Raw genomic sequence first — 16,698 nt, 5'->3', positions numbered from 1 at the left:
TTTCGGCATGTGTCATTTATTTGTTGGAAAACTATGGTCTACGGCACGGTCAAAGCCTGCCACCTCAGTTCGCGAGACCCTGTCGTGGCAAAGGCAAAAGGCCTGTTGAAACAATTCGGTCTGCGTGAGATGTTAACGCGCTGCCGCGGCAGATAAAATAAGGACCGCACGTCCATGATGGGGTCGGGCATGTTTTCGCCGAGGAAACTCGTTCAAAAATTTTCACCGAACAACCGGCCTTTGCCGCTTGCACCACGCTGGATGCCGGCAGGCGCGAGGCCCGCAACGCCTGGCTTTCAGGGTACGAAAGCGAGCGCAAGCCTCGGCCGGATCGGCGCCCTTGAAGTGCGCCTGGCGCGCGGCGCGAAGGAAGTGAAGAAAGCCCAGCGATTGCGCTATCAGGTTTTCTACGAGGAAATGTCGGCCATCGCCGATGCACAAACCCTGGCAACACGCCGGGATGCCGATCCCTTTGATGCCTTCTGCGACCACCTGCTGGTCATCGACCACGATTCGCAGAAACGCAACAAGCTTGGCCGGCTAAGACCCGAGATCGTCGGTACGTATCGCCTGCTCCGCCAGGATGTCGCGGATCAACATGGCGGTTTCTACACGTCCGGCGAATTCAACATCCAGGCGCTCGTTGACGCAAATCCCGACAAGCGTTTTCTCGAGCTCGGCCGCTCCTGCGTTCTCAAGCCCTACAGGAACAAGAAAACCGTCGAACTGCTCTGGCATGGCATCTGGGCCTACGTCCTGCAGCACAAGATCGATGTGATGCTCGGCTGTGCCTCGATCGAAGGCACCAACCCGGACATGATGGCCGATCAGCTTGCGTTTCTACACCACAACGCCCGTGCGCCAGAGGAATGGCGCGTGCGCGCGGTCGACGAGCGCTACGTGGAAATGAACCGGCTTCAGGCGGACGCCCTGAACCCGAAACAGGCGCTCCGCGCACTCCCGCCGCTGGTGAAGGGTTACCTTCGTCTCGGCGCCTACATCGGTGACGGTGCTGTCGTGGACCACCAGTTCGGCACGACCGATGTTCTCATCATCATGCCGGTTTCGGATCTCAATGCCCGCTACGTGAACTATTATGGCGCGGACGCCAGCCGCTACGCAAGCTGACACCGGCAACCAGTTCACCAATCGGCTATTTGGCTATTCATCCATCGCCAGGCTGCGGCCCATCATAGCCTTCAACAATGATCAGATCGCCTTCTGACGCGGGTTCCCGCAAGCTTTTCGCCCGCTCATACTCTGGCGATTTGTAGCAGGCCATGGCCGTGGCATAGTTCGGAAATTCGATCACAACGTTCCGCGTGCGCGAGCAGCCTTCCATGGTTTCGAATTGTCCTGCCCGCACAAGGAATTTCGCCCCATATTTGGCGAAAGGTTCCGCGTTTGCAGCGACATACTGTTTGTAAGCCTCGAGATCTTTCACATCGACCCGGGCAACCCAATAGGCTTTAGGCATCTTTTGCTCCATTCGCTCTGCTGACGAGACGGAAAAAGCTCCGCTCTTGCAACACATAAAGCAGAATTGGCCGCCCTTCTCCAGCGCACGCGATGGGCTCGCCTGGAGCAGCTCAAGGCCGGGAGCCTTAACACCCCCTTAAATCGCCGCACTTTAAAGTCATCTGGGGATTTTAAGGCAGCTCGCCTGGGTTTGAACGGGACATCTCAAGGTATGGCACGCAAGGCAGCGCGCAAACAGCGGATCGAACCGCGGTTTGAAGACGGGTATGACCCGTCTGCGCTCGATTTGCGGCCATCGCAACGCGATCGTCCGTCCACACCTACGGCCAAAAAGCCTCGAAAGAAGGCCGCAAAACCGGCGACCAAAGCGCCGGCGCGACGCAAGCCAACCGCCAAGAATGCTGGCGGTGGATCGGGGCGCGGAACGGGTGGCGGAAAGCCACGCAACAACACGCGAAAGCGCAGCCGCAAGACAGCCTCAAGCAAACGATCCGGTTCCTGGATCACACGGCTGATGCGCCGCGGCCTCTACTGGGGCTGCGTTCTGGGCATTTGGGGCGTTGTCTTCGCCGTTGGCATCCTTGGCTACTATGCGGCCTATTTGCCGCCAACGTCCGAATGGCAGGTGCCACAGCGGCCACCAAACGTAAAGATCGTATCCGCGAGCGGTTCACTTATCGCCAACCGTGGGGACACGGGCGGGGAAGCTGTCCGCCTTGAGCAACTGCCGTCCTATCTGCCCAATGCAGTGATCGCGATCGAAGACCGGCGGTTCCGCTCACATCTGGGCGTCGACCCGATCGGTCTTGTTCGAGCCGTTTACATCAATCTGACGGCGGGAACCTTGAGGCAGGGTGGATCGACGCTCACGCAGCAGCTGGCGAAGAACCTGTTTCTCGAACCAGACCGGACAATGAAGCGCAAGATGCAGGAACTGGTCCTGTCCTTGTGGCTGGAGGCGAAGTTCTCGAAGGACGAGATCCTCGAGATGTACCTCAACCGTGTGTATCTGGGCGCAGGCGCCTATGGCGTCGATGCCGCCGCGCGGCGCTATTTCGGCAAATCCGCACGTCTCGTCACCGTGCCCGAAGCCGCGACACTTGCCGCGCTCCTGAAGGCGCCGTCCCGTTATTCCCCTGCCAACAACCCCGATCTTGCGGAAGAGCGCGCCCAGTTGGTGCTCGCGGCCATGCATGAAGAGGGCTATATCACTGCCGACGAGGCCAAAAACGCGCTCCTGGCCCCGGCAAAAGTGGTCCGCCGGCACACCACTGCCAGCGAAAACTACGTCGCCGACTGGGTCATGGATGTGCTGCCACATTATGTCGGCTCCTTTGATACCGATATCATCGTCGACACGACCATTGATGTTTCCATTCAGCGGGCCGCCGAAGATGCGCTGCGGGACGCTCTTGCCGAAAACAGCGCGAAACTCGGCGTTAGCCAGGGCGCGATCGTCACACTGGACACCGCAGGCGCGGTCAAGGCGCTGGTCGGCGGTGCTGATTACTCGAAGAGCCAGTTCAACCGGGCCGTCTATGCCAAGCGGCAACCCGGATCCTCTTTCAAGCCCTTCGTCTATCTTGCCGCTCTGGAAAAGGGCATGACGCCGGAGACCGTACGGCAAGATGCGCCAATCACCATCCGGGGCTGGTCGCCGCAGAACTATTCGAAAAAGCACTATGGAAATGTAACGCTGACGCGGGCGCTCAGCCTGTCGCTGAACACTGTTGCTGCGCGGCTTGCCTATGAGGTCGGACCGAAAGCGATCATCCGGACCGCCCGAAACATGGGCATTTCCTCGGACATGAAGTCCAACCTGTCCATCGCCCTGGGAACCTCCGAGGTGACGCCACTGGAAATTGCTTCGGCCTATGTTCCCTTCTCCAATGGCGGCTACGGGGTCCTTCCCCATGTGGTGCGGCGGATCAAGACGATGGACGGCAAGGTGCTATACTCACGCCAGGGAGATGGCCGTGGGCGGGTGATCTCGCGTGAGCATGTTGGTGCAATGAACCGCATGATGACCGAAACGCTGCTGACGGGAACCGGCAAGAAGGCCCTTCTGGCAGACAACCGGCCCGCAGGCGGCAAGACCGGGACAAGCCAGGATTTCCGCGACGCCTGGTTCATCGGCTACACCGGAAATCTGACCACTGCGGTCTGGTTCGGCAACGACAACAATTCACCGACCAAGAAGGCCACCGGTGGCTCCCTGCCAGCAACAGCGTGGAAAAAGACCATGGAAGGCGCCCATGAAGGTCTTCCAGTCGCCGACCTGCCTGGCGTTGCCAACTACCGCGTTCCGGTGGCGACGCCCTCGACCAAGGCTCCGAGGCCGCCATCAAATGTCGGTTCGGAAGGCGAGGTTATCCGTCCGCCTGCCGGAGAAAGCCGCGGCGGGCCACTCAATCTCTTGAAAAACCTGTTCGGTGGTGGCGACTAAGGCCGTTCGCTAGCCGTAGCCGTGGAGCCTTGCGCCATTCTCCTTGAGCCATTTGCGTGCCTCAGGCGTCTGCGGGGCCAATTCCTCGCAAAGGCGCCAAAAGCGGGCGGAATGGTTCATTTCCCTGAGATGGGCCACTTCATGTGCGGCGACATAGTCAAGAATTTCGGGCGGGGCGAGGACTAGTCGCCAGGAGAAGGACAATTTGCCATTGGAGGCGCAAGAGCCCCAGCGGCTTTTGGTATCCCGCACCGTCAATCCGGCAATGTCCTTGCCAATACGCCCCGCATGATGGTGCGTCGCGCGCACGAGATCGGCTTTGGCTTCCGCCTTGAGCCAGGTCGTCAGCTTGCGCGGGATATGGTCTTCGGCGCCCGGCACAAGCAATTCGGGCATATCTGTTGTCCGGGTTTGCACCAGGCCCCGGAGTTTGCCCGTCGCCGCGATGCGATGGTCACAGCCGCGCAGAGGAACAAGGTCTCCAGGACGAAGGGCAATGTGCTCTGGGCGTTTTTCAAGCCGTTCCAGAAGCCAATCAACATGCTGGCGCGCGAAACGCTCGGCCCGGGCGAGATTGCCTCCACCTGGAACCGTCAGCACTGGACCAGAGTAATCGGCCGGGAGACGCAGGAGATAGCGGCGCGCGCGCGGGTCCGCTCTCAGGCGGATGCGCAGGGGCGCGCCGTCTGCATCAATTTCGATATGATCGGGAAGCGCCGTCTTGCGGCGCGGGCGCATCAGCATCGTGGTCGCGGGCCAGTTCGAATCAGGTCAGAAGAGCTTACGCGGTGCTTACAAACGACGAAAGCGGCACTTTTACAGCGCCGCTCTCCGTCACAACATCCCCTGTTCGTGCCAGTTTAGGCAACACGGGATTGGTCCTATCAGGCGATATCCGGTGCGCCACGTCCTTTCGCGGACATGAAACGATCGAATTCTTCCTGGTCCTTCGCCCGGCGAAGCTCGGTCAGGAAGTCGTCGAACTCGTTGCGCATCTGGTCAAGCTTGGCACGCTCTTCCTCGAGGCGCTTCAGCTCCTTCTGCCGATATTCGTCGAAAGCGACGTTGCCGGTGCGGGCATAGGCGGTTCCGGTGGCCATTTGGTCTACTGCTCCTTTAAAGGGACTTGCGCGCCATTGGTCGCGAGCATCGCGTGCCATGCCACTGAAGCGGTCACCCCAGAGGATATAGGCAAGCATTGCCAGACCGAGCGGCCAAAACGCCACGAAACCAAGGACCATCAAACCGATAGTTACCGGTGTCCAGCCCGGTTTAATCGAACAACTTGTCGTCGTCATTGTTTCACCCATGATTGACATCCACGGCAAATTACGTGGGGTCGACAAGGAGCCAGTTCAAGAAAAAGAGAGCCGGAATAACCTTCACGAGAGCAGGACTAAACCCCAAAAAAGAAAGGGAACCAAGGCGGTTAGCCCGGTTCCCAATTTTCGTTCAATTATCTTTTTGCGACCTGAAAAGACCGCTTAGCTGACAACTTCGGACAACTTGCGGGCCTGGTCGATCCAGTTGTCGCGGGCGATGCGGCCACGGAAATCAAGCTTGTCATCCAGTGCCTCGATCTGCCGATCGGTCAGGCTTGAAATCTGCCAGAAGTGGAAGATTCCGGCTTCGTTCAAGGCCTGCTCCAGTTTCGGACCAACGCCATTGATGGCTTTCAGGTCGTCAGCCACGCCTTGCGGGCTCGCCAGCAGGATTTCGGCAAGCGGATCGGCCTTTGCTGCCGCCTTCTTGGCCGGGGCTTTCCGGGCAGGTTTTTCGACCGCCGGAGCCTTCGAAGCGGCGGCTTTTTTCGCAGCCGGCTTTGCCGGTGCCGCAGCTTTGGCCGCCGGCTTGGTCGCGGCAGGCTTTGCCACAGGTGCCGCCTTGGGGGTAGCGCTCTTGCGGTCCGGGCGATTGGACAGAATGAAGTCCATCACCCGCGGCGCAATCTCGGCGCGCCAGCGAGAGCCGTTGAAGACACCATAGTGGCCGACATTCGGCTGCTCGTAGTGAGCCTTCATCTCCTCGGGCAGATTGTTGCAAAGGGCATGCGCGGCCTGGGTCTGCCCGCGGCCGGTGATGTCGTCCTTCTCACCCTCAACCGTCAGAAGCGCCGTCCGGCGGATCTTTGAGCAGTCAACCAGGGTATCGCCATGCATCATCGTTCCCATCGGCAAGGAATGCTCGATGAAAACGTTTTCGACGGTCTGGAGATAAAACTCGGCCGTCAGATCCATGACGGCCAGATATTCATCGTAGAAATCGCGGTGCTTTTCAGCGCTATCGCCATCACCTTCGACCAGATGCTGGAAGAAGTCCCGGTGAGCGGTCATGTGCCGGTCCAGGTTCATGGACATGAAGCCCGTGAGCTGAAGAAAGCCCGGATAGACATCGCGCATGAAGCCAGGGTGCGGGAACGGCACCTTCATCACCACATTGCGCTTGAACCAGTCGATGCCCTTGTCCATCGCAAGGTCATTGACCGCTGTTGGCGCAACACGCGTGTCGATCGGTCCGCCCATCAGGGTCATGGAGGACGGCACATAGGGATCGTCGCGCCCTTCCATGACAGCAACAGCGGCCAGGACCGGAACGGACGGCTGGCAGACACCCAAGATATGCGTGTCTGGGCCGAGGAAGTGCAACATCGAGATGATGTAGTCGATGTAATCGTCCAGATCGAACTTGCCGTCCTGGAGAGGCACCATGCGCGCGTCGATCCAGTCGGTGATGTAGACGTCCGCCCGTGGCAGCAGGGCCTCGACCGTCCCGCGCAAAAGGGTCGCGTAGTGGCCGGACATCGGTGCGACCACAAGGATTTTCGGATCGTCCTTCTTGCGCTCTGTTGCCCGTTCGAAATGCAGCAGATCACAGAAAGGACGGGACCAGACGACGTTCTCGTGCACCGGAACCCTCACGCCGCTGACAGTCGTCTCGCCAAGCCCGAATTCCGGCTTGCCGTAACGGCGGGTCATGCGCTCCATGACTTCACAGCCAGCCGCGATCGACTTGCCGTATTCGGTGTGGGTCATCGGATTGAGCGGGTTCTGGAAATACAGACGCGTCATGTCAGCGGCGGCCCGCATGGGGCCCATGACGGCATGGTTGAGCTCGTAGAGATGGTAGAACGGCACGCGCACGTCTCCTTGCGAAATCTCCCCCGGCTTGTGAGCCGGTCGGCATCTTCGACGCCTTATTGCATTGCAACAGAATAGGCCGAACAGGGGATCCGTAGCAATACTGCTATTTTCCGAGGGTTCTGAGACGTCTAAACACAAATTCGTTGAAAGCTCAGCGACCCCGAAATCCATTGAAGGTGCTGAGATTCAAAACGATATGGGCTTGAAGGCCGGCAGGTCAGGCCGCGAGGTCGGCAACCACCGCGTCCAGAACGGAAAAACCGTCACGTGTGGCGCGCAGGCGATTGTTACCCAATTCCTCCACCATGCCATGCTCCAGAAGAGCGGCCAGTCGGCGTGGGTCAATCTTGCGGTGCGCGAGGGCCTCATAACGGGCAAGGTCGATGCCTTCGACAAGACGCAAGCCCATCAGCAGGTACTCATCGCCCTGTTCTTCTTCGGTCAGGCCGACGTTCTCGACCATGCCGTGACCATGGGTCTCGACATTCTCGAGCCAGGTTTCCGGATGGCGCTCGATGGCGGTCGCCAGCTTGTTGACGCCGACAGACAAGCGCCCATGAGCACCAGGGCCAACGCCGACATAGTCGCCATAGCGCCAATAGACCTGATTGTGGCGGCACTCCGCCCCGGCGCGGGCATGATTGGAGACTTCATAGGCCGGTAGCCCGTTGTCCTCGGTCACACTCTGCGTCAGCTCATAGAGTTCCGCACCCAGTTCCGGATCGGGAACCTTCAGCTTTCCAGCGTTGTAGAGCGTGAAAAACGGCGTACCTTCCTCAATCGTCAACTGGTAAAGCGACAAATGATCAGCAGCGAGCGCAATCGCACGCTCCAGCTCGGCCTTCCAGGCCTCCGGAGTCTGATCGGGCCGTGCATAAATCAGATCGAACGACAGACGCGGAAAAGTTTCGCGGGCGGTTTCGATAGCCTTGATCGCTGTCTCCACGTCGTGAAGACGCCCGAGAAGCTTGAGATCCCGATCATGAAGGGACTGGACCCCAAGAGAGACGCGGTTCACGCCGGCAGACCGGTAGCCTCGGAAACGTTCGGCCTCGACGCTTGACGGGTTTGCCTCCATCGAGATCTCGGCCGTCGCGTCCACGGTCCAGAGACCGGAGATGCAATCCAGAATCCGCTCGACGGTCTTCGGCGCCATGAGCGAAGGTGTTCCACCACCCAAAAAGACCGACTGGACCGTCTGGCCTTTCGTGAGGTCGGCAAAATGGGTCAGCTCGCGTTCGAAGGCAGCGGCGAAACGGTCCTGGTCCACCGGCTGGTGTCGAACGTGGGAATTGAAATCGCAGTAAGGGCATTTGGCCGCACAGAACGGCCAATGCACATAGATCCCGAAGCCGCCATCAGGCGCCTTCACCGCAACGTCGGCCATCAATCCTCCAGGCAGGCTTTTGAGAAGAGCTGAAAAGCCCTGGCCCGGTGCGACAATGCCGGCTCGGTCCGCGACCAGCCATGCTTTTCGTCCGACGTCATCTCGCCAAAGGTGCGCTCATGTCCGTCCGGCTGGAAGACGGGATCGTAGCCGAAGCCCTTTTCGCCGCGCGGCGGCCAGACGATCTGGCCTTCCACTTCGCCGCGGAAGAACTCCTTATGGCCGTCAGGCCATGCCAGACACAAGACGGCGACGAAGGATCCGCGCCGCTGATCAGGGTTCACGGCTCCTTTCTGCTGCATCTTCTCTTCGACGTTGCGCATGGCCATTGCGAAGTCCTTGTCCGGTCCCGCCCAGCGCGCGGAATAGATCCCGGGATCGCCGTCCAGAGCCATGACACAGAAACCGCTGTCGTCCGCAAGCGAAGGGAGCCCGGAAGCTTCCGCCGAGGCCACTGCCTTCAGTTCCGCATTCGCTTCGAATGTGGTGCCGGTTTCCTCGGGCTCGGGAAGATCCAGGTCACCCGCAGAAACGACATCGAAACCGTAAGGCGCGAGCAATTCGTTGATCTCGCGGATCTTGCCCTTGTTGTGGCTGGCGACGACCAGGCGGCCCGGTTCAAGCTTGCGGTGGCTCATGGTGGTATCCTTAGAGAATGGACATCTTCTGGAGATCAACGAGACGGCCGATGCCTGTCTTTGCGAGACCAAGCAACTGACCGAACTCCTCTTCGGAGAAGGGTGCGCCTTCCGCAGTTCCCTGAATCTCGACGATGCCGCCAGAGCCGGTCATGACGAAATTGGCATCCGTCTCAGCCGTGCTGTCTTCGGCATAGTCCAGATCAAGAACCGGTGTGCCGCTGTAGATCCCGCAGGAAATCGCGGCGATGTGGTCCTTCAGGACGTCCTGCTTCTTGACCATATCGCGGGCACGCATCCACTCGACGCAATCGCGCAGGGCGACCCAGGCGCCAGTGATTGCAGCTGTCCGGGTTCCGCCATCGGCCTGGATCACGTCGCAGTCGACCGAGATCTGGTACTCGCCCAGCGCTTCCAGATCCACCACGGCACGCAGGGAGCGGCCGATCAGGCGCTGAATTTCCTGAGTACGGCCGGATTGCTTGCCTGCACTCGCCTCGCGGCGCATGCGGTCGCCGGTTGCCCGGGGCAGCATGCCGTATTCGGCAGTGACCCAGCCGCGCTGCTGGCCGCGAAGCCAGGGCGGAACACGTTCTTCAAGGCTTGCCGTGCACAGAACATGTGTGTCGCCGAATTTGACAAGACAGGAGCCTTCAGCGTGCTTGGATACCCCCCGTTCAAGGGTCACGGGACGAAGTTCGTCGACGGCGCGTTTGGACGGACGCATGGATGGCTCCCAAGTCACTGCTAAAAACCGTCCATCACGACGGCAATTGTCCCGATTATCCGGGCTTCTCCCGCGCCTTGTAGACCTTGAGCGCGGACAACGCAAAGGCCTGCTTGCAACGGAAGCAGATTTTGCGCCTATATCTAGGGTAATACTCTTTCGGCCCGATCGGGTCATTGGCAAACAAGGAGTGGCCAGCGTGAGTCTGAGCGATCTCGACAAGCGTTCTCGTGACATTTTCCGGTCTATCGTGGAATCCTATCTCGACACCGGCGAGCCCGTCGGTTCACGCAATGTATCGCGCGCCCTGGGCATGTCATTGTCGCCGGCGTCGGTTCGCAACGTAATGTCGGACCTTGAACACATGGGGCTCCTGCATTCGCCCCACACCAGCGCAGGCCGACTGCCGACAGAGATCGGATTGCGGTTTTTCATCGATGCACTGCTGGAAGTTGGCGATCTCAGCGCAGACGAACGGCAGCAGATCGAGGTGCAGGTGCGCGCGTCACAGCGGTCCAATTCTGCCGAACAGGTGCTGACCGAGGCGAGCCAGATGCTCTCCGGCCTGTCGAGCGGCGCCGGCGTCGTGCTGACCCATAAATCGGACATGCGGCTCAAACACATCGAATTCGTGCGTATCGAGCCGCTGAAAGCACTTGCGATCCTGGTCGGTGAGGAAGGCGAGGTGGAAAACCGCGTTGTGGACCTTCCGGCCGGACTGCCGCCTTCGGCCCTGATCGAGGCAGGAAATTATCTCAATGCCCATTTGCAGGGCCGGACAATCGCAGAAGTCCGAAAGGAACTGGAACGAGTCAAGGATGTCGATCAGGCCGAACTCAACCAGTTGAGCCAAAAGGTTGTCGATGCAGGCCTGGCAGTGTGGAGCGGTGCGTCCGAAGAAGAGCCGGGAACGCTGATCGTGCGCGGCCGCTCCAACCTTCTCACCGATCTGGAGGCGGTCGGGGATCTCGAGCGCATCCGCCTGCTCTTCGATGACCTCGAGAACAAGCGCGACCTGATCCAGCTTCTGGGCCTTGCTGAAAAAGGCGACGGGGTCAGGATTTTCATTGGATCGGAGAACAACCTGTTTTCCCTGTCAGGGTCATCGATTGTCGTTTCGCCCTACCGCGACCGGGAACAACGCATTGTCGGTGTCCTTGGCGTGATCGGCCCGACACGCCTCAACTACGCGCGCGTCATCCCGATGGTCGATTACACGGCCAAACTCGTCAGCCGTCTTCTGGGCTAGTGACCGGCGACTCGAATATGATGACTCCACACCGCACATCCCATCCAACCGGAATGCTCTATGCTCACACCTGCCGAACTTGAACGCTACGCCCGCCATATCGTCATGCAGGAGATCGGCGGACCGGGGCAGCAAAAACTCAAGAACGCCCGGGTTCTGGTGATCGGGGCAGGGGGGCTTGGCGCTCCCTTGCTGCAGTATCTGGCCGCAGCGGGCGTCGGCACGCTGGGCATCGTCGATGACGATACGGTCAGCCTTTCCAATCTGCAACGGCAGGTCATTCATGACACGGACCAGCTCGGCGAGCCCAAGGTGGCCAGTGCCGCCGAGGCGATTGCCCGGCTCAATCCCAACGTGAAAGTCGAGCTCTATCCGACCCGGATTGCCGGTCATAACGCCATGCAATTGATCTCGAACTACGATCTGGTGGCTGACGGCACAGATAATTTCGGCACCCGCTACCTGGTTTCGGACGCGTGTTTCTTTTCCCAGAAGCCGCTCGTGACCGCAGCAGTCGGCCAGTTCGATGGCTCGCTCACCACCCTGCGCCCTTTCGAGGAAAATGCTGAAGGTGTGCCCAATCCGACCTATCGTTGCCTGTTTCCAGATCGTCCCCGCGATGGGCTCCTGCCAACATGCGCAGAAGCGGGCATTCTTGGTGCGCTGACGGGAATTGTCGGGGCGATGCAGGCGATGGAAGTGATCAAGGAGATCACCGGCACAGGCGAGGGTCTCGTCGGCCGCCTGATGCTGTTTGACGCCCGCTCGTTTCGAATGGAAACGATCCGCTACAAGCGGTCAAAGAAAAATCCTCTTCATGGCGACGCCCCAAAAACATGGGCCGAGATGCTCGAAGAAACCTGACTGCCACCGAACGATCCCTGAAATGCAAAAGGCCGCGGCAAATGCCACGGCCTTTTTCAATTCAATCCGAAAGCAGGATCAGTTCGGCTTCGGCTGCTGATCGCCCATGTTCTGGCGATAAAGCTGGGCGAAGTCGATCGGATCAAGCAGGAGCGGCGGGAACCCGCCGTTGCGCGTTGCTTCGGCCAGAATGTTGCGCGCGAACGGGAAGATCATGCGCGGGCACTCGATCATCACGAAAGGATGCATGTGCTCGTCCGGCACGCCGGTGATGCGGAAGAGGCCGGCATAGACCAGTTCGACGTTGAACATCACCATGTCGGGACGCTCGGCCTTGGCGTTCAGGGTCAGCACGACCTCGAACTGACCTTCTCCAACCGGCTGCGCGCTGACATTGACGTTGATGTCCAGCTTCGGCTGCTCGCCCTGCTGCAGGGAGCGCGGCGCATTCGGGTTTTCGAAGGACAGGTCCTTGATGTACTGGCCAAGGATGTTCATTCCCGGTGCGGCCGGGGCGTTTTCAGCCTGCGGCTGTGCGCCGGCGTCGTTGGTATCGCTCATCGTGTCTCTGTTCCGTTTCGCGGCGCTTTTCAGGACGGGCATCCAAAATGGGGAAGACCGCCGGTTGGCGACCCGCTTCCGCCGCACAACCCGTTTTGCTGGTGGCTACCACTTAGGGCCGCCTCACACAAGGGCAACGGCCTTGCAAGCGGCCAGAAACCGCTTCAAAAAGAGGGCATGCTCGATCATCCGGAAACCCAATTCTCGCTGACTCACCGCCGTCTCAGACTTGATACGCTGGTGCGTCTTCGCTGGCTTGCAGTTGGCGGCCAGACCGCCGCGCTGCTTGTGGTGCATATCGGTCTGGGCTACCCGCTGCCGATCGGGCTCGCCTTTTCGCTGGTCGCCTTCTCCGCCTGGCTGAATGTCTTTTTGAAGATCTATTCGCCGGCTTCCCTGCGGATCTCCGAAAGGGCGGCAACGCTGCAACTTGCCTATGACATCCTGCAGATGAGCGGATTGCTGTTTCTCACGGGCGGGCTCGGCAACCCCTTTGCGTTCCTGCTCATGGCGCCTGTCATGGTGTCGGCCACCGCATTGTCGGCTCACAACACGCTCATTCTGGGCATTTTGGCGACGCTATGCGCCAGCGTTCTTGCCGTGTTTCACCTGCCGCTGCCCTGGCCCGGCGGAAGTGGCTTCAACCTGCCAGCGGTCTATTCGATCGGTGTCTGGATCGCTCTGGTCTCCACGCTCGGCTTCATGGCGGTCTATGCCTTCCGCGTCGCCGAAGAAGCGCGGCAGCTCGCCGATGCTCTGGCCGCGACGGAACTTGTCCTGGCGAAAGAACAGCATCTCAACGCCCTCGACGGATTGGCAACCGCCGCCGCGCATGAGCTTGGAACACCGCTCGCGACGATCTTTCTGGCGGCGAAGGAGCTCTCGGACGAATTCGAGCCCGAAGATCCCCGCACCGAGGACATCGCGCTGATCCGGTCCCAGTCGGAACGATGCCGGGACATCCTGCGAAAGCTGACCAGCCTTTCCAGCGATGAAGATGCGACCTATCAGGCCATGAAGGTCTCTCAGCTGATTGAAGATGTCATCGATCCTCACCGGGGCTTCGGCATTCAGATTGCCGTCTCTGCCTCTGGCCAAGGACCCGAGCCTGTCGGCAGCCGAAATGCAGCCATTCGCTATGGTCTTGGAAATCTGCTCGAAAACGCCATCGACTTTGCTGAAACGACGGTCGAAGTCTCTGCGCTTTGGGACACCAAGACAGTCAGCATTTCGATCAGGGACGACGGGCCGGGGTTCGCGCTGGAGGTGCTCGCAAAGATTGGCGATCCCTATGTGTCGGTTCGCAGCGGCAAAACCGCGCGCAAGGACGCCGGCGGCGGCCTGGGGCTGGGCTTCTTCATCGCCAAGACTTTGCTGGAACGCACGGGGGCCAAGCTTTTCCTTGAGAACCGCGCCCCGCCTGAACACGGTGCGCACATCCGCGTGACATGGCCACGTGCAGCGATAGAATCTCTCGGGCATATGGACGGGCAGGACTTTTCCTTGCATAAGGACTAGGACTTGGAAAAGCCATGAAAGACCGCGGCCAGTAATCCAAATGAACTGTGCCGGCGTAAAGCAAGAAAAACCGGACAATGACCATGACCGAGCAAATACCGGATTTGGAAACATTTGCAGACAAGAGCCTCTTGATCGTCGACGACGACACGGCCTTTCAGCAGCGTCTTGCCCGGGCCATGGAAAAACGCGGTTTTGAAACCGAAACCGCCGATGGCGTCCGCGAGGCGGTCACCAAGGTCGGCACTCAGGCGCCTGCCTTCGCCATTGTCGACATGCGGCTCGAAGACGGGAATGGTCTTGATGTGATCGAGGCGATCCGCCAGAGGCGTCCAGATTGCCGGGCGATCATCCTGACCGGCTACGGCAATATTGCCACTGCCGTCACTGCCGTAAAACTTGGCGCTGTCGATTACCTGGCAAAACCAGCTGACCCGGACGATATCCTTGCCGCGCTTTCCCGGCGCCCCGAGGACAAGGCTCCTCCGCCAGAGAACCCCATGTCCGCGGACCGTGTCCGCTGGGAACACATCCAGCGGGTCTATGAGCTTTGCGATCGCAATGTGTCCGAGACCGCCCGGCGGCTCAATATGCACCGTCGTACGCTTCAGCGGATCCTGGCAAAACGCGCTCCACGCTGATTTTTCGAAAAAGGGCGCCGGCGAGGGCCGCGAGAGCTTGCTCTTTTCGGTGTGTTTTGAGTAACTTTCCGAAAAATTGATCGATATTCTTCTGGCAGCTTACGGAGACCGTCCATGCCGCTTTCGGCGATAGGCCCTTCCCGTCCGTTCCTAACAGGGCTCGCAGGCACTCTCCTCCTCGTTGCCACGTCCACGGCCTTCGCGCAAACTGCGCCCGAGACCATCCGCATCAATGTCGAACCAGCCAAACCCGGCATCCGCTCGGTCACGATAGACCGCAAGTATCGGCCGATCATCAGCCGGGACGACGCAGGTGTCGTGATCGACACGCTGGGCAGTGCGGCGGAACTGCCCCCTTGCGACGTCGAACTTGAGGTCACCCTCGAAAACAGCCGTGTGCTCCATCGCAGCGCCGACATCTGTTCGGGCGGAACCCTTGTAGTCGACGTCACCAATGACGGCAAACCCGGCAAGGCGCGGGTCATCGGCGGAACATCGGGAACAGTTTCTGCGCCCGCAGCCCCCTCAGCGCCGAGCGCGACAACAATCACCGAGCAGGCAGCCCCTTCCTCTGGCGGCTTGCAGCCGGTCACCACCGAACAACCTGCCATCGTGACGCCTGAAACAGATCAGGCGACCTCAGAGCCAGACAGTCTCCTGAAGCCTCTGGAACAGGTCGAAATTGACGGCGGGTCTGACCTGTCCGGGATTGGCGGCGAGACAGCACCGTCTTCCGACACATTTGGCACCCCGTCCGTCGACCAGAACGGCATCACCATTTCGGCCTCTGACGCACGCGTCTGGACGGCCCAGACCGGCAGTGGCGGCGGCACGCGAACCGACCTCACCCATGGTGTGCCTGAAACTGACGACATCGATTTCCGCGCTGCCTGCCGCACGCAATCGGGTCAGGCAACCATCGTCTTCAGCCAGACATCTTCTGCCACGGCCGAGGGTGTCACGCAGCCTGTGCAGATCGTCGCTGGCGATTTTTCCGCCACCTATACGGCGATTGGTGGAAGCACGAGCAATCAGTACGGCCAGTCTTTCCCGCAGATCGCCTTGCCGATGACCGATCCGCTTTGGCAGGCTCTCATCGCCCAATCCGAACTGACGGTGCAGGTTCAAGGGACCCCGGCCTATGCCGTCTCGCTCAAGGGTAGTGCTCAGCCGGTACGTCTCTTCGTCGCCACCTGTTCCGAGCCACAGCGTATTCTTGGTGAAAGCGGTCTTCCAGGTCAGGGCGGCACACCTGTCGCGGCCGGTTCAGATGTTTCGTGCCGGGAGCTTGGCCGCGTCCGGTCTCTCGACGGCAATCGGCCGGGACAAATCGTTTTCCGCAACACAAGCCGCGACGCCGTCGACGTCCACTGGATCGACTACAACGGCGGCGAGCGGGTCTATGCCCGTCTGCAGCCCGGCCAGATCCTCGAACAGCAGACCTACGTTTCCCATGCCTGGATGGTGCGCAGCGCTGGTGGCCAGTGCCTTGGCATCTACGTCAGCAGGACACCCTATCGGGAGGTTGTCATTTCTGGTGGCAGCACCGCTCCGTCGCAGCCTTCTCAACCCCTTGGCGCGCCTCAAGAACCATTCCTCCCGGCAGGGCCAGTCCCGCCCGGAAGCGTCGGCGCCGGACCAGGCCCCTCTTTCGACAACCGTACCTCGGCGACGCTCTCCGCCAATGGCAGGGTTGCCGACTATCTCTGCACGGCAGGTGTCGATCTCCAGGTCAGTTTTTCAGCTGACGGAAGCACCGCAACTGTCGCAGAAATGGGACAAGGCGTCGTCACGCTGCCCCGCCAGGGCGGCCCCTCCAGCTTCAACTACGCGTCCCAGGGCTATATCCTTCGCGGTCAGATTCAGAACGCGACCTGGTCTCGTCCGGGCATCAGAGACGTTTTTTGTGCAATGCGGTAGTAATCTGCAATTACTGGTATAGTCTTACCCAAAGACAACCCTCTATCTATTCTATATATCGGTAATTTTAACGATATACGATTATTTAAACTATTCAGCGTTAACTTCGATCATCTTTTCGAAGTCGG

Annotated in this window: 15 protein-coding genes; 7 read left to right on the top strand and 8 right to left on the bottom strand. The window is 59.9% G+C overall.

The features are described from left to right. The first annotated feature begins 261 nt into the window (after positions 1-261). Positions 262-1,128 carry a l-ornithine N(alpha)-acyltransferase gene (gene olsB, locus IG617_RS15225; protein ID WP_254170587.1) on the top strand — a complete coding sequence of 289 codons (867 nt, stop codon included), beginning with the start codon at positions 262-264 and terminating at the stop codon, positions 1,126-1,128. A gap of 37 nt (positions 1,129-1,165) precedes the next feature. Here the strand turns inward: olsB and IG617_RS15220 are convergent, their stop codons facing one another. Further along, the gene (locus IG617_RS15220) at positions 1,166-1,477 is read right to left on the bottom strand and encodes a DUF1330 domain-containing protein (RefSeq protein ID WP_192110087.1); all 312 of its coding nucleotides are present in this window, start codon (positions 1,475-1,477) and stop codon (positions 1,166-1,168) included. A 213-nt stretch (positions 1,478-1,690) separates the two neighbouring features. Between IG617_RS15220 and IG617_RS15215 the strand changes: the two genes are divergently transcribed. After that, entirely contained in the window at positions 1,691-3,925 is a 2,235-nt protein-coding gene (locus tag IG617_RS15215; protein ID WP_192110086.1) for a transglycosylase domain-containing protein, read from the top strand. Positions 3,926-3,934: 9 nt separating this feature from the next. On the opposite strand, the gene IG617_RS15210 is transcribed toward IG617_RS15215, so the two are convergent. From IG617_RS15210 to rph, 6 genes are all read right to left on the bottom strand, one after another. Next, the gene (locus IG617_RS15210) at positions 3,935-4,669 is read right to left on the bottom strand and encodes a M48 family metallopeptidase (RefSeq protein ID WP_192110085.1); all 735 of its coding nucleotides are present in this window, start codon (positions 4,667-4,669) and stop codon (positions 3,935-3,937) included. Positions 4,670-4,809: 140 nt separating this feature from the next. Next, complete coding sequence (locus IG617_RS15205) at positions 4,810-5,235, bottom strand: DUF2852 domain-containing protein (protein WP_420826152.1); 426 nt, start codon at positions 5,233-5,235, stop codon at positions 4,810-4,812. A 174-nt stretch (positions 5,236-5,409) separates the two neighbouring features. Then, positions 5,410-7,020 (bottom strand): polyhydroxyalkanoate depolymerase, encoded by a 1,611-nt coding sequence (gene phaZ / locus IG617_RS15200; protein ID WP_254170586.1) that lies wholly within the window; start codon positions 7,018-7,020, stop codon positions 5,410-5,412. A 262-nt stretch (positions 7,021-7,282) separates the two neighbouring features. Then, positions 7,283-8,452 (bottom strand): radical SAM family heme chaperone HemW, encoded by a 1,170-nt coding sequence (gene hemW, locus IG617_RS15195; protein ID WP_192110083.1) that lies wholly within the window; start codon positions 8,450-8,452, stop codon positions 7,283-7,285. After that, a complete protein-coding gene (rdgB, locus tag IG617_RS15190; RefSeq protein WP_192110082.1) occupies positions 8,452-9,090 on the bottom strand; it encodes an RdgB/HAM1 family non-canonical purine NTP pyrophosphatase in 639 nt (212 codons plus the stop codon). The genes hemW and rdgB overlap by 1 nt, the downstream gene beginning before the upstream one ends. Before the next feature lie 10 nt (positions 9,091-9,100). Beyond that, complete coding sequence (rph, locus tag IG617_RS15185) at positions 9,101-9,817, bottom strand: ribonuclease PH (protein ID WP_192110081.1); 717 nt, start codon at positions 9,815-9,817, stop codon at positions 9,101-9,103. A 199-nt stretch (positions 9,818-10,016) separates the two neighbouring features. On the opposite strand from rph, the gene hrcA reads away from it, so the two are divergent. Then, complete coding sequence (gene hrcA, locus IG617_RS15180; protein WP_192110080.1) at positions 10,017-11,066, top strand: heat-inducible transcriptional repressor HrcA; 1,050 nt, start codon at positions 10,017-10,019, stop codon at positions 11,064-11,066. Between the two features lie 60 nt (positions 11,067-11,126). Next, positions 11,127-11,930, top strand: coding sequence for a HesA/MoeB/ThiF family protein (locus IG617_RS15175; protein WP_192110079.1), 804 nt, complete (start codon positions 11,127-11,129; stop codon positions 11,928-11,930). Between the two features lie 78 nt (positions 11,931-12,008). Here the strand turns inward: IG617_RS15175 and secB are convergent, their stop codons facing one another. Then, a complete protein-coding gene (secB, locus tag IG617_RS15170; RefSeq protein WP_153771674.1) occupies positions 12,009-12,491 on the bottom strand; it encodes a protein-export chaperone SecB in 483 nt (160 codons plus the stop codon). 177 nt (positions 12,492-12,668) lie between these two features. On the opposite strand from secB, the gene IG617_RS15165 reads away from it, so the two are divergent. The 3 genes from IG617_RS15165 to IG617_RS15155 all read left to right on the top strand — a co-directional run bounded on the left by IG617_RS15165 (position 12,669) and on the right by IG617_RS15155 (position 16,570). Then, positions 12,669-14,009, top strand: a complete 1,341-nt coding sequence (locus tag IG617_RS15165; protein WP_192110078.1) for an ActS/PrrB/RegB family redox-sensitive histidine kinase — start codon at positions 12,669-12,671, stop codon at positions 14,007-14,009. Between the two features lie 77 nt (positions 14,010-14,086). Further along, positions 14,087-14,650, top strand: a complete 564-nt coding sequence (locus IG617_RS15160; protein ID WP_192110077.1) for an ActR/PrrA/RegA family redox response regulator transcription factor — start codon at positions 14,087-14,089, stop codon at positions 14,648-14,650. A gap of 114 nt (positions 14,651-14,764) precedes the next feature. Then, positions 14,765-16,570, top strand: coding sequence for a VHL beta domain-containing protein (locus IG617_RS15155; RefSeq protein ID WP_192110076.1), 1,806 nt, complete (start codon positions 14,765-14,767; stop codon positions 16,568-16,570). Positions 16,571-16,698 lie beyond the last annotated feature (128 nt).

Source organism: Roseibium polysiphoniae (assembly GCF_014842925.1).
Lineage (GTDB): Bacteria > Pseudomonadota > Alphaproteobacteria > Rhizobiales > Stappiaceae > Roseibium > Roseibium polysiphoniae.
Note: the sequence above shows the minus strand (reverse complement) of the source record. Positions and strands in the feature narration are given on the sequence as shown.